The following is a 13902-nucleotide window of genomic DNA, read 5'->3' on the forward strand; positions in this document are numbered from 1 at the left end:
CAGGAAAAACGCAGTCATTTCCAGAGGATGGGAACCGTGGGCAAGATTATCGGAATCGACCTGGGCACCACGAACAGCGTGGTGGCGATCATGGAGGGTCGCGAGCCCAAGGTCATCGTCAACGAAGAGGGAGCCCCCACCACGCCTTCGGTGGTCGCGTTCACGAAGGACGGGGAGCGCCTGGTCGGTCAGGTGGCGAAGCGCCAGGCCATCACCAACCCGGAGCAGACCGTCTACTCGGTGAAGCGCTTCATGGGCCGCCGTTTCGAGGAGACGACCGAGGAAGCGAAGCTCGTCCCCTACAAGGTGGGCCGTGGCCCCAACGGCGACGCGCGCGTGGACATCGCCGGCAAGCAGTACAGCGCGCCGGAGATCAGCGCGCAGGTGCTGCTGAAGCTCAAGCGCGCCGCGGAGAACTACCTGGGTGAGAAGGTGACGGAGGCGGTCATCACCGTCCCGGCGTACTTCAACGACGCCCAGCGCCAGGCCACCAAGGATGCCGGTGAGATCGCCGGCCTGACGGTGAAGCGCATCGTGAACGAGCCGACCGCGGCGGCGCTCGCGTACGGCATGGACAAGAAGAAGGATGAGAAGATCGCCGTCTACGACTTCGGCGGCGGCACCTTCGACGTGTCCATCCTGGAGGTGGGCGAGAACGTGGTGGACGTGCTCGCGACCAACGGCGACACGCACCTGGGCGGTGACAACATCGACCTGGAGATCATGAACTGGCTGATCAGCGAGTTCAAGAAGGACACCGGGCTCGACGTCAGCAAGGACAAGATGGTCATCCAGCGCCTGAAGGAGGCGGCGGAGAAGGCCAAGATTGAGCTGTCCAGCGCGACGCAGACGGAGATCAACCTGCCGTTCCTCACGGCGGACGCGTCGGGTCCGAAGCACCTGAACGTGAAGCTCACGCGCGCCAAGTTCGAGCAGATGATTGGCCCGCTGGTGGAGCGTTCGCTGGAGCCGTGTCGCAAGTGCCTGAAGGACGCGGGGCTGGACCCCAAGGAGCTCAACGAGATCGTCCTGGTGGGTGGCTCCACGCGCATCCCCATGGTGCAGGAGGCGGTGAAGAAGCTGTTCGGCAAGGAGCCGAACCGCTCCGTGAACCCCGACGAGGTCGTGGCGCTGGGCGCCGCGGTGCAGGCGGGCGTGCTCGGCGGCGAGGTGAAGGACATCCTCCTGCTGGACGTGACGCCGCTGTCCCTGGGCGTGGAGACGCTGGGCGGCGTGATGACGAAGCTCATCGAGCGCAACACCACCATCCCCACGCGCAAGTCGGAGACCTTCTCCACGGCGGCGGATGGCCAGACGCAGGTGGAGATCCACGTGCTGCAGGGTGAGCGCGAGATGGCGGGCGACAACCGCAGCCTCGGCCGCTTCCACCTGACCGGCATGCCCCCGGCGCCGCGCGGCGTGCCGCAGATTGAAGTGACGTTCGACATCGACGCGAACGGCATCCTCAACGTCAACGCGAAGGACAAGGCGACCGGCAAGGAGCAGAAGGTCACCATCAGCCACTCGTCCGGCCTGTCGAAGGACGAAGTGAGCAAGATGGTCGACGACGCGCGCAGCAACGAGTCCGCGGACAAGGCGCGCCGCGAGCTGGTCGAGGTGAAGAACCAGGCGGAGAGCCAGTCCTACGCCGCGGAGAAGATGATCAAGGAGAACAAGGACAAGCTCACCCCCGAGGTGGCGAAGGCCGTCGAGGACGGTGTCGCGGAGCTGAACTCCGTCCGCGAGGGGCAGGACAAGGACGCCATCAAGGCGGCCCTCGAGAAGCTCCAGCAGGCCAGCTACAAGGCAGCGGAGGAGATGTACCGGGCCACCGGCGGCGCGCCGGGCGCCACGCCTCCTCCGGGCGCCGAGCCCTCCGCGGCTCCGGGCTCCAGCGCCCAGCCGTCCGCGAAGGACGACGTGGTGGACGCCGAGTTCCGCCAGTCTTGACGCCGTGAGCCTCCCGCCCCGCGGCGGGGGCTGAAGTCCCAAGGGCCGGTGCTCCGACGAGGGGCGCCGGCCTTCTTCTTTTCTCCGCGGCGGTGGACGGGTGTGCCGGACGCGGGATGAGGGCCGGGAGCAACCCCGCGAATTCACGCGGGAGCGTGTGGCGGAGGCACTGCAAGGGGAGGGTGGGTTCCTCGCTGTCCACCACGAAGGTGTCCCGCCATGTCCCGCATCGACTCCCTGCTGTCCGGCGTCCTCCCCGACCTCGCCGCGCCCGAGGGCGCATCGCTTCCCCTGGCCCCGCGTTTGGAGGCGCCTTCACGGACGTCGGCTGCTCCGGCCAACTCCGTGGAGGTGTTTCGGGGGACCGGCGCGCAGGCCACGACTCCCTCGAGGGCGCCGCAGGTGGCGCCCCGGGCGCGGGAGGGCAACGGCTTCGACTTCGGCGTGGGGGGCGCGTTCCCGCCGAAGCCCACGGGCTCCATCCAGGAGCAGCTGAAACAGGGGGCGCGGCTTCTGGAGCAGACCCAGGCCGCCGCCTTCAGCGTGACGTTGGACAAGGGCGCCTCGATGGATGCCTACGCGCGCAAGCAGCTGGGGCACCTGGACCCGAGCCCGCCGATTGCTGGCGCTCCCACGGCGCTCACCGACTACACCAGCACCATCCCCGGCGTGTCCGCGAGGGACGCCTTCGAGGCCTTCGTCAGCAACCCGGAGCTGCTCTTCGGGGCGGCGGGCATCTCGCTGCGGCCGGCGGCGAGCGCGCTGACGGATGGCGCCCGGCTGTTCCTGGAGGAGCAGGGGCCGCCGCCGGTGTGGGCGCCCATCGCCGTGAAGCTCAACGAGACGGAGCGCGTCGTCCACATCACCACCCTGGACGGACACCCGCTGCGCGGCACCAACCAGTTCGTCTTCGACGACGACGGCAGTGGCGGAACGCGCATCCGACAGTACTCGGCCTTCCAGGGCAGCTCCCCGGCGACGTCGGTGGGCATGGCGCTGATGGATCCTATTGAACGGCAACACGACATCTGGCGCAGCGTGCACGGACAACTGCATGAGATGCTCAAGCCGCGTTGACATACTGGGCGCAAGGGGACGCTGACGCATGACGACGCTCCAGACGACACCGCCGGGACATGACGTGGTGCTCTACGACAGCCACTGCCGCGTCTGCAGCGGCGCCGCGCGGGAGATGCGCAAGGTGGTGGGCGGGCAGGGTACGCGGCTGCTCTCGTTCCGCGACGAGGGCGTCCTGGACGCTTTCCCAGGGGTGAGCTTCGAGCGCTGCGAGAAGGCCATGCAGCTCATCCAGGCGGACGGCCGCGTCCTGGAGGGAGCGGAGGCCATCGTCCGCGCGCTGGGCCGGCGGCCGTTGGGGCGGCTGCTCTACGTGTACTACGTCCCCGGACTGCGGCAGCTGGCGGACGCGGTGTATGGGGTGGTGGCTCGCTACCGCTTCCGCATCGCGGGTCGCAACTGCCCCGACGGGGCCTGCGCGGTGCACTTCAAATAGGGGGAGGGGCGCGGGTAGCATGCGGCCTTCCCCGCATCCACCTCTGGCCCTTTAGTGACTTCGCCTCCTCCCAACCTGCAGGCCGCCCAGTCCTTTCGCCGCTTCTTCGGGGAGCTGAGAGAGACGTACCTGGAGCGGGAAACGCTGTTCACGCAGATTGAGCTGGCGCTGCTCTGCCGCGAGCACGTGCTGGTGGTGGGGCCGCCCGGGACGGCGAAGAGCGCCGTCGCCAGCGCCGTCCTGGGGCGCATCACCGACGAGGTGTCCGGCCTGCCGTCGCTGTTCTCCAAGCAGATCGCGGAGACGACGCTGCAGACGGACCTCATCGGTCCGGTGGACTTCAAGGTGCTCACGGAGACGGGGCGCACCGAGTACCTCACCGACGAGGGCATGCTGGGCGCGGTGCACGCGTTCCTGGACGAAGTTTTTGACGGCCGGGACATGCTGCTGCGCTCCATCCTCAACGTGATGTACGAGCGCGAGCTGAAGCACGGCCGCAAGGTGACGACCGGCCGCACCGAGTGCGTGGTGATGACGAGCAACCGGTACCTCACGGAGGTGCTCGCGCGCTCGCCGGAGCTGCTCCTGGCGTTCGCGGACCGGTTGAGCTTCATCAGCTTCGTGCCCAAGGCCTTCGCCCGGCGGGAGAGCCGGGCCGCCATGCTGCACCGTTTCGTGCACGGGACGCGGCCGGACCTGCGCGCCACGTTGACGCTCCAGCAGTTGGACCTGCTCCAGGACGCGGTGGCCCAGGTGAAGGTGCCCGGCCACGTGCTGGAGGGCGTGGAGATGCTCACGGACGCGCTGGAGCGCGCGCTCGTGGCGCAGGTGTCGAAGCTGCCGGACTACGTGCCCACGAAGTACTTCTCCCAGCGTTCGGTGGTGAAGGCGCTCTGGACGTTGAAGGCCGCGGTGGTGCGCGATCAGATCTACCGCCGCCCGGACCGGCCGCTCGAAGCGACCGTGGAGGACCTGGACGCGCTGCGCTGGTTCTTCCTCCTGGGCGGTCCTCCCGCGGCGGAGGCGGACGCGCTGCTCAAGGCGGCGGTGGACCCTCGTGAGCGGGCGCAGCTGGAGATCGTCCGGCTGGAGCAGCGCACCTTCGACGAGGTGCTGGGCAAGGTGCGGCAGGAGCTGGGCGGTGGCGTGGAGCGCGAGGCGACGACGCTCGCGGCCGCGGACGACGTGAACGCCGCGGAGGGCCTGAGCCGCAACTGGCAGGCGGGCGTGGTGTCCACCACCGCGCGCGGCGTGCTGGGCAAGCTGGTGCCCGGGCCTCGCCACGGTCAGAACCGGGCGCCGCTGCTGGTGGCGGCGCGTGCGCTGGTGGCGGCCCTGGAGCAGCGGCTGTCTCGGGGCATGACGGCGGGGCAGGGGGAGGGGCGCGGCGGTGTGGCGTTGCTCATCGCCATCCGCGACGTCCTGGAGCTGAGCCGGTCGGTTCCGGAGCTGAAGCCGGGCTACCCCGCGCTGTGCGAGTCGGCCGCGCGGTTCCTGGAGCAGGCGCTGGAGATGAGCGCGTCCGCGGCGGAGGGGCTCGCGTTCGAGGACAGCGTCAAGATGGAGTGGCTGGTCGGGCTCGCGGAGAACCTGGAGGAGGAGCTGGGCGTGATGGGCTCGCTGGCGGCGATGCTCAGCGAGGCGGTGCCCTCCCTCCACGAGCGGCTGCGCGACGCGGACAAGGACACTCGCCGCCGGGTGGTGGCCGCACTCCGACGCCGCGTTTCGGCGGCGTTCCCCGCCCAGGCGCCCCGGGGCCGCAAGGATCCGCTGGATGCGCTGTCCGCGGACTCGCGGCGGCTCACCCAGCTGGAGAACGCCCTGACGGCGTTGGATCCGTCCCAGGCGGGGTTGAAGCAGGAGCTGCTCCGGCCACTGAGCGTGGCGTACGCGCGCGAGGTGCTGGGCGCGACCCCGTTCGAGCGCATCGAGCAGTACGGCCGCGCGGTGCAGGCGGTGGCGGAGAACCTGCGCCGCGAGGGCGTGACGGCGGAGCCGGTGCTCGCCGAGTGCCGCGACCTGATGGAGAACCGCCTCCGGGAGCATGCTCGCGTGCTGTCTCGCGAGGTGGCCAGCCCGCCGCCGGCACCCAACGCCGTGCTCAATGGCGACGCGTACACCTACTACCGGGGCGAGCTGTCCGCGCAGGCCCCCGACGGCGAGCTGACCGCGCTCGTGGGCCTGGACGGACAGCTGATGGCGGCACGTCCCGCGTCCGCGTCCGCGTTCCTCTCCGACACGGTCCGCGCTGCCGTGGCCGAAGCGGAGCTGTCCTTCCTCCAGTCGCGCATCAAGTACCTGCGCAGCTGGCTGACCCAGTTGTTGTCCGCGCTGCCCGCCCCGGAGGCGCTCAACGGCCGTGCCGACGCGGAGCGCACCTTCGAGCGGCTGGTGCGCAGCCGCTTCCCCCAGCTCGCGCTCAAGGAGGGCGAAATGGTGCGGCTCAAGGCCACGCTGAACATGCTGGAGACGCTCCCGGGTGAATTGGGGGAGAGAGCGCGCAAGCTGTCCGCCCAGCTTCGCGGCATCGACGAGGACTTCGGACGCTTCAGCCGGCAGGTGCTGGAGCGGCGGACCGCGCAGTGAGCGCTGGGGCCATGTTCGGAAGGCGGCGCTGAGACGTGCTGGCGCGTCGGCTCACTCCCCTGCGGCAGCGCCTGGATGCGCTCCGCCAGCCCGTGGCGGCCCGTGGCGGCCCGTGGTCCTGGCCCTTCGGCCGCAAGCTGAAGGGGCCGGAGGACATGGGCCTGCCGGTGCTCGTGGCGCTCGACCGCGAGTTGGATCGCGTGGGCGTCCACACCGCCGCGGATGCCCGGCTGTTGCTCGCGCTGGGCACCCAGCGGGGCAGGGCGGGGGCGCTCGCGCAGGGGCTCGCGACGCGCGCGAACCAGGCCCTGGAGGAGTACGAGGAGTGCCTGCGCCTGGTGGAGAAGGCGCACCGTTCCGGCGAGATGCCTTCGGGGGCCCTCACCGCGCTGGACCGCGGCTTCGTGCGGCTGGCCCGCGCGGTGAAAGTGGCGGATCTCTTCAGCCGGCCGCTGGAGGCTCAGGGCGCTGAGAACGCGCCGTTCGAGATCTTCGAGCGCCCGGCGGGGACGACCCGGGAGCGGCCCCCGGCCAATGCGCGCCTGGCCGTCGCGGAGCTGCTGGCCGCTCGTGCTCGGGACAACGTCATCGACCTGGTGCAGAAGCGGCGCGACCTGGACCTGGCCCACGAGATGCTGCTTCGCCTGGGCACCACGGACGCGGATCGCGCGCGGAGCATGGCGCTGCGCACCGACGTGGCGGAGGCGCGCGAGCGGGTGCGCGAGGTGCCGCCCACGCGCTCCCTGGAGGCGCTGGTGCGCGGCGTGAGGAAGGCCGCCCAGGAGGATCCCCGGGAGGCTTACCGTTCGTTGCAGGGCCTCTACGAGCGCGCCATCGAAGCGGGAGACGCGGAGCTGGCCTCGGCGGCCCGGCGCGCGCTGACGCCGCTGCTTCCCCCGGAGTCCCGGCTGACGCGGATGGTGGAGGAGGCGGAGGCGGGCACGCGGCTGCAGTGGCTGGGGGAGGCGGATGCCGAGGCCGACTCCGGACGCGAGGCGGAAGACGCTCCGGACGAGCAGCTCGCGGACCTGGCGTTCTCACTGAAGCCGGAACAGCTGGCCACGTTCGACCTGGCGGCGGGGTGCGCGCGCTTCTTCGACGTGGAGGACGCGTTGTCGGAGGAGATCGTCGAGAAGGATGCCGCCGCCGTGCGGGCCGTCCCGCGCCAGGTGCCCTATCCGACGCAGACGATGTCGTTCGATACGACGGGCAGCCTGGATGAGATCCACCACTTCGTCATCACCGATCCACGGCGCCTGCTCCAGGACCTCGCGGGGCACCGGCAGCTCGTGCGCACGTACCTGGACGACGCGCCGCCCCCCAAGCCGCGCAAGGTGAAGCGCACCGCCGTGCGCGTCTACGTCTGTGACGCCTCCGGCTCCATGCACGGCGCGCGGGCGCGCTTCCGTGACGCGTTGATCATCGCGGAGCTGAACAACCTGCGCGTGAAGGCGCGGCGCGAAGAGAACTTCGATCCGCTCTACTTCAGCTTCTTCAACGACGTGCCCACGGAGCTGGCCCGCGTGGACACCGCCGCGGAGGCGACCCGGCAGATTGAGAAGCTCTTCCGGGACTCTCCCGCGGAGGGGCAGACGGACATCTCGCTGGCCCTCCTGTCCGCCTTCGACTCCATCCGCGCCGCGCAGGGGCGCGACCCGTACCTCGCTCGCGCCACGGTGGTGCTCATCACCGACGGCGAGGACCGCGTGGACCTGGACCTCATCCGCCGTACGCGCGCGCCCATGGGGGCCCTGGACATCGCGCTGAGCTTCATCTCGCTGGGAGAGGAGAACCCGGACCTCAAGTCCCTGGTGCTGGAGCAGCGCGCCGCGGGAGGCCGCGCCTTCTACCACCCGCTCTCCGACGAGGAGATCCGCTGGGCGCGCACGGAGTTCGACACGCCCTGGCGCACGCTCCTGCCTCGCGACGTGCCGGCCTCGCTGGAGGCCCTGGAGGCCCTGGCCCCGCACCTGGACGCGCTGGAGGCGGTGGCGGCGGGCCGCGCGCCCGGGGCGGGCGTGGCCGTGGAGGCCTCGTTCGACGCGCTCTTCCCATCCACTCCCGCGGCGTCCACCGTGCCGGAGACGCCCGGGGCGGAGCTGGTGGCGCGGGTGACGGACATCCTGGAGGCGGTGGGCGAGGCCGCGTCGCTCGCCTCCGCGGACCGGCGCGCGACGGAGAGCGTGGTGCTCCTGCAGCACCTGCTGTCCGTCTACGGACTCACGCCCGCGCGCTACCTGGCCGTGCTGTCCGGCGGAGGGCGTCCGGTGGCCGAGGCGTTGGAACGCGTGCGGTTGCTCTGCCGCCCGTTCGGGTAGGCTTCAAGGCACGCGCCATGTTCGGCTTCCTCAAACGCAAGAAGACACCCGCGGCGCCCGTGGACCCGTTGGCCACGTTCGACCGGCTCATCGAGGACCTGGAGCGTCAGGCGGCCGAGGTGCGCAAGTCCGCCGCCACGCTGCTGGCCCTCAAGGGCGAGCTCTCCCGGGGAGTGACGCGCTACACGGCCCGCCTGGGCGACATCGCTGGACGGCGTCAGACGGCGCATGACCGGGGAGACGCGAAGGGCGTGGGCGTGCTGGAGCGCGACCGCGTGCAGACGGAACGCCTGTTGGAATCCACGCGGGAATCGCTGCGGCGCGCGGAGCGGGACTCGGCGCTGCTGCTCGGCGCGGCCGGCGAGCTGGGCGAGCGCGTGGTGGACCTGCGCATCGAGCGGGAAAGTGCATCCGCGCGCATGGCCGCGGGTGGTGTCGTCACGGAGGCACTGCGCGAGCAGGTGGAGCGCTTCGACCGGGTGATGGCGCTGGATGCGGCGCGCGACGAGGTGGAGAAGGCGCACGCCCTGGCGGACATCTACCGCGAGGAGCACCAGCCCCACGCCGCGCCCGAGCGCGTGAAGTAGGGCAGGGCGCTCAGGTCCGCCGCGCTGTCTGGTGCAGCTCCAGCACGATGTTGCCGCCCTTGAAGAGCCGCACCGCGCCGGAGGTCTGGCTCACCGTGAGCGCGATGCAGTGGGTGGAGGACGTGATGCCCGCGGAGGCCGCGTGGCGCGCTCCCAGACCCAGGGGAATCTTCACCGTGTCGTCGTTGGCGGACAGGTAGCGGCCCGCGGCCAGCACCACGCCGTCCTCGCGGATGACGAACGCGCCGTCCAGCACGGAGAAGTTCTTGATGGCGTCGCGAATCTTCGGGTCGAGCACGTTGCGCTCGGACTCCGACAGGCCCTGGAACGGGTTGATGGTGAGCTGCCGGCTCTTCTCCAGCACGCTCGTGTGGTCGCCAATCGTGATGATGGTCCCGATGGGGTGGCCCTCGAAGCCCTCCTGGCCAATCTGCAGCGCCAGTTGAATCAGCGCGTCCACCACCTGCGAGTTGAACTCCTCGCCCAGCTTCACGCCCTCGATGGCCAGCCGGTCGTCCAGCGATCCTCCGATGCGCATCTGCATCAGCATGTCCGGAGCGCGGCCCACCTTTCCCGTCATGCAGAGCACGAGGTCGCCTTCCTTGAACGCTCCCTGGGACAGCGCGGAGACGAGCGCCACCTTCACGCGCTCCGTGCGCGAGTAGTCATACGCGGGAATGACGAGCGCGCGGGCCTTCTTGCGCAGGAGCTCCTGCGCCAGCGGCTCCAAGGTCACTGCGTACACCAGCTTCTTGCGTGCGGGCTTACCCCGGAGGTCGTCCGGCGAAATGGGCGTGTCGCAGATGTAGAGGAAGTGGTCGACGTCGCTTTTGGCGGCCAGGGAGAGCGCCGAGCGCAAGAATTCCCGATCGAACTTCGTGTTGTCGCTCAAGGCGCCCCTCGTGCACCCACGTTTTAAAGCAGGTCAGCTTGACACTGGGAACTGCATGAATAAAGCTTTCGGGCCCTTTTTTTCGGGGTCAGGCCCCCTCTACCCGTCCAACGGAGCCGCAGGCTGTGAACCAGAAAGATCTCAAGCGTTACAAGAAGATGCTCGAGGACAGCAAAACGAGCCTGCTCGAAAGCGCGAAGAAGACCCTGGTGGAGGAATCGTCCTTCGACACGGACGACCTGCCTGACGAAATCGACCAGGCCGCTTCCGAGTACACCCAGTCCATGGTCTTCCGTCTGAGGGACCGCGAGAAGTTCCTCCTGCAGAAGATCGACGGCGCCCTCAAGCGCGTGGAGGACGGCACCTTCGGCATCTGCGAGCGCTGCGAGGAGGACATCTCCCCCAAGCGTCTGGATGCGCGTCCGGTGACGACGCTCTGCATCCGCTGCAAGGAAGAGCAGGAGAAGAAGGAGAAGTCCTACGGCTAAAGGCCGTGGCTTCACCGGGCCGCACGGGGCTCCGATGCCCGTGCGGTCCGCGCCTGTCGAGCGAAGCGCCGTTGCTTCAGGCCGCCGCGGGCTGGATTTCCACCCGCAGCAGCTGACGGCCGATGAGGAAGTGGTCGCCGTTGTCGACGAAGGTCGGCCCCGCCAGGCGGATGAAGGTGCCGTTGGACGAGCCGACGTCGCGCACCATCAGCCGGTCCCCGCGGACCTGCAGCAGCGCATGCCGCCCGGACACGAAGCCGTCCGTGGGGAAGGCGATGTCGCCCTGCTCACGACCCAGCAGGTTGTCGCCGTCCTTGAGCGGGAAGGCCGCGCCGCGCAGGCCGCCCTCCAGCAGTTGGATGAGCCGCAGCCGGTAGCCGGGATCCGGCGAGCCCCACACCTGCGTGCCGCCGGGCCCCAACGCCGCGGCGGGGATGGGCTCCAGCACCATGCGCTGACGGCCCAGGCGCAGCTCACCGCCGGCGGGCAGCTCGCGCTCATTGCGCAGGCGCACGAAGACGCCGTTGGCTCCGCCCACGTCCTCGATGGCGAGCCGGGCGCCGGAGAAGAAGAAGCGCGCCTGCACGGGCATGATGAACGGGTCGTCGTTGAGCGCGATGTCCGCCTGCTGGCCGCAGGTGAGGGTGTCGCGCTGCATGCGCACGAGCGCTTCAGGGCCGCCGTCCGCGCGCACCACGCGGATGGACACCTGTGGGCGCGACGAGATGTGCGCCACGGCCATCACCATGGTTCCGGAGCGCAGCGCCGAGCCGCAAGCTCGGCAGACAGTGGCATCCCGGGAATTCTCGGTGTCACAGCGGGGGCAATAGTCCACGGCGTCCATGCGAGTTGCCCTTCTAGCAGGCCCGAGCCGCGTTGGGGGGCCCGACAGCGTACGGCTTGCCCCCACCCGAGGGGCATGGTGAAGTCCCGGGCCCACTGACTGGACGCTGACGTGTACTGCCCTTCCTGCGGCGCCGACGCCGAAGACTCCTCCCGTTACTGCCCCGCCTGCGGCGCGACGCTCCTGCGCTCGGCGGAGGGCGGCGACGAATACGTGGGCAAGACGATTGCCTCCAAGTACCGGGTGGAAGCCCTCATCGGCGAGGGCGGCATGGGCAAGGTGTACCGCGCCCGGCAGCTCGCGTTGGACAAGGTGGTGGTGCTGAAGGTGCTGCGCCACACGCTGCTGTCGGACGAGCGCACCGTCGCGCGCTTCCAGCGCGAGGCCAAGGCCGCCAGCCGCCTGAACCACCCCAACTCCATCAGCGTGCTGGACTTCGGCCAGGCCGACGACGGCGCGCTCTTCATCGCGATGGAGTACGTGGCCGGGCAGGACCTGCATCAGATCCTCAGCCGCGAGTGGCCGCTGGGCGAGGCGCGCGTGGTGCGCATCGCCCTCCAGATCCTGAGCGCGCTGTCGGACGCGCACGGCGCGGGCGTCATCCACCGGGACCTCAAGCCCGAAAACATCATGGTGGAGCAGCGCCGCAACGAGCCGGACTTCGTGAAGGTGCTGGACTTCGGCATCGCGAAGATCACCGACTCGCAGGACGAGGGCCCGGCCCTCACGCGCGCAGGCTTCGTGTGCGGCACCCCCGAGTACATGTCGCCGGAGCAGGCGCGGGGCGCGGTGTTGGATCACCGCTCGGACCTGTACGCGGTGGGCGTCATCCTCTACCAGCTGACGACGGGCCTGCTCCCCTTCGAATCCGACTCGGCGGTGGGCTTCGCCACCAAGCACCTCACCGAGGAGCCGCCCCCGCCCACGCGCCGCCGTCCTGATGCGCGCATCTCCCCGGGCATGGAGCGGCTGATCCTCCGCGTCCTGTCCAAGGACCCGGATGACCGGCCGGCCAACGCCGGGGCCTTCAAGGCGGAGCTGCTCGCCGTCGACAAGGAGCGCCGTCGCGGAGGGGCCGCCGCCAACGACACGGGCGGGCGCCGTCCCCAGGCCTCTGGCGTGCTGGCCCCCATCCCGCGCAAGTCCCAGGCCGCGCACAACGCCGCCCGCAACAACACGGCCTGGAACGACGTGACGGTGGAAGCCACCGTGCAGGGCCTGCCGCATTCGCGCACCCCTGTCTCCGAGGAGTCCACGCTCGCGCAGGAGGGCACCCGGACCTCCGTGGCCGCGCCCGCCTCCGGTGGCGGCGACGGCATCATCCTCTTCTTCAAGGCGCTCACCACCGTGCTGGTGCTGGGGGCGGTGGGCTTCTTCGTCTACTACTTCGGCATTGGCGCGGGCAGCGGCTCCGAAGGCAACCAGTACGTGGCGCCGCCCAACGCGCCCCGGTTGCTCACCTCCGGTTCGGATCAGCCGGACTACCTGCGGCAGATCCCCAGCAACGCGCGCAACGTGGACAAGGCGCGCAAGCTGACGCAGGACGGGGACCGCGACGTGATGGCCGGGGAGCTGGGCCGCGCGACCTCCAGCTACAAGGAGGCCTTCAACTTCAACCCGGAAGCGGAGCTGGCCCTCAAGCTGGGTGAGCTGTACTGGCAGCGCGACAACACGGACGAGGCCCGCGGCTGGTGGGTGCGTCACCTGACCGACATGCCCGACTCGCGTGCGCGCGCGTACATCGAAGTCCGGCTCGGCAGCCCGGTGGCGCGCCCCTCGTCGCCCTGAGTGCCGGTAGTACCCGGCCCGGACCGACTCGGCCCGGTGCCGCGCGGGCCGCTTCCCGTCAGCCCAGCGTTTCGACCTGCATGACGTGCTGGCCCAGGCGGACGCGGTCGCCCGGACGCAGGGGGCGCTCCGTCGCGGGCGGGATGCGCACGAAGGTGCCCAGGCCGCCGGAGAGGTCGCGCAGCATCGCGCCGGTCGCCGTGGGGCTCAGCTCGCAGTGCCGGCCGGCGAGCCCCTCGTCATTCGGGTACGCCAGGTCGCAGTGGGCCTGTCCGATGGTGAGCAGCGCCGCGGCCGTCACCACCGCGCGGCCCGCCCTGCCACCCATGTGAACCTCTTCCACGCCGTACAGCGCCTGGCCGAGCGGCGCGGGCGAACCATACGGGGTGGGCCGGCCCGCCACGGGCGCGGGGGACTCCACGCGGCCGGTGAAGCGGAACAGCCGTTGGCCCGCGCTGAAGAGGGCACGCGGCGCCAGCGGCTCCGTGCCGGCGAAGGTGACGTAGACGCCCGACGCGCTCGACTCGTCGCGCACGTAGAGGGCGCCGTCCTTCACCAGGAAGGTGGCGTGCAGCGGCGACACGAAGACGTCGTCCGGGAAGAGGATGGCGCCGCGCTGGCGGCCCACCACGCAGCCCGTCACCGGCAGCTTGTAGCGCTGGCCGCGCGTCGTCCCGGCGATCACCGCCAACCCGAAGCGCGACGCCACGGGCGGAGGACGCGCCGTGGCGCCCGTCGTCGCGGGAGGCGTACCCGCCGGAACCGGCGCCGTGGCTCCCGTACCGCCGCGAGGGGGCAGGGCGTTGTCCGGCACGGGCGGAGGCGGGCGGGTGTTCGCGGGCGGCAGGGCCGGCCCGTAGCCCGCTCGGGGAGGAGGCGGCGTCCCCGTGGCCGGCGGCGCGGCCCGGCGGGCCTCCACCATCAGCCCCTGGGCGG

At 70.6% G+C, this 13902-nt stretch carries 11 protein-coding genes; 8 read left to right on the forward strand and 3 right to left on the reverse strand.

Going from position 1 to position 13902, the window contains the following annotated elements; all coding sequences use genetic code 11:
- The first annotated feature begins 36 nt into the window (after positions 1-36).
- The 6 genes from dnaK (at position 37) to D7Y11_RS10920 (ending at position 8954) form a co-directional block, all read left to right on the forward strand.
- Positions 37-1950 carry a molecular chaperone DnaK gene (gene dnaK, locus D7Y11_RS10895; protein ID WP_120575131.1) on the forward strand — a complete coding sequence of 638 codons (1914 nt, stop codon included), beginning with the start codon at positions 37-39 and terminating at the stop codon, positions 1948-1950.
- Positions 1951-2169: 219 nt separating this feature from the next.
- Positions 2170-3027, forward strand: coding sequence for a hypothetical protein (locus tag D7Y11_RS10900; RefSeq protein WP_120575123.1), 858 nt, complete (start codon positions 2170-2172; stop codon positions 3025-3027).
- 28 nt (positions 3028-3055) lie between these two features.
- Complete coding sequence (locus tag D7Y11_RS10905) at positions 3056-3463, forward strand: thiol-disulfide oxidoreductase DCC family protein (protein ID WP_120575124.1); 408 nt, start codon at positions 3056-3058, stop codon at positions 3461-3463.
- A 54-nt stretch (positions 3464-3517) separates the two neighbouring features.
- Positions 3518-6049, forward strand: coding sequence for an AAA family ATPase (locus D7Y11_RS10910; RefSeq protein ID WP_126933639.1), 2532 nt, complete (start codon positions 3518-3520; stop codon positions 6047-6049).
- Positions 6050-6084: 35 nt separating this feature from the next.
- Complete coding sequence (locus D7Y11_RS10915; protein ID WP_121755159.1) at positions 6085-8367, forward strand: vWA domain-containing protein; 2283 nt, start codon at positions 6085-6087, stop codon at positions 8365-8367.
- 17 nt (positions 8368-8384) lie between these two features.
- Complete coding sequence (locus D7Y11_RS10920) at positions 8385-8954, forward strand: PspA/IM30 family protein (protein WP_120575127.1); 570 nt, start codon at positions 8385-8387, stop codon at positions 8952-8954.
- A 10-nt stretch (positions 8955-8964) separates the two neighbouring features.
- Here the strand turns inward: D7Y11_RS10920 and D7Y11_RS10925 are convergent, their stop codons facing one another.
- The gene (locus tag D7Y11_RS10925; RefSeq protein ID WP_120575128.1) at positions 8965-9846 is read right to left on the reverse strand and encodes a diadenylate cyclase; all 882 of its coding nucleotides are present in this window, start codon (positions 9844-9846) and stop codon (positions 8965-8967) included.
- 125 nt (positions 9847-9971) lie between these two features.
- Here D7Y11_RS10925 and D7Y11_RS10930 point away from each other — a divergent pair, with 125 nt between their 5' ends.
- Entirely contained in the window at positions 9972-10334 is a 363-nt protein-coding gene (locus tag D7Y11_RS10930; protein ID WP_120564404.1) for a TraR/DksA C4-type zinc finger protein, read from the forward strand.
- A 76-nt stretch (positions 10335-10410) separates the two neighbouring features.
- On the opposite strand, the gene D7Y11_RS10935 is transcribed toward D7Y11_RS10930, so the two are convergent.
- Complete coding sequence (locus D7Y11_RS10935; protein WP_014395768.1) at positions 10411-11178, reverse strand: FHA domain-containing protein; 768 nt, start codon at positions 11176-11178, stop codon at positions 10411-10413.
- Between the two features lie 111 nt (positions 11179-11289).
- Here D7Y11_RS10935 and D7Y11_RS10940 point away from each other — a divergent pair, with 111 nt between their 5' ends.
- Complete coding sequence (locus tag D7Y11_RS10940; protein WP_120575129.1) at positions 11290-12966, forward strand: serine/threonine-protein kinase; 1677 nt, start codon at positions 11290-11292, stop codon at positions 12964-12966.
- Between the two features lie 58 nt (positions 12967-13024).
- Here D7Y11_RS10940 and D7Y11_RS10945 read toward each other — a convergent pair.
- The coding region (locus D7Y11_RS10945; RefSeq protein ID WP_233607254.1) for an FHA domain-containing protein at positions 13025-13902 on the reverse strand (878 nt) is incomplete at its 5' end.

Origin of the sequence: Corallococcus sp. AB018, from assembly GCF_003986945.1 — a bacterium.
Lineage (GTDB): Bacteria > Myxococcota > Myxococcia > Myxococcales > Myxococcaceae > Corallococcus > Corallococcus exiguus.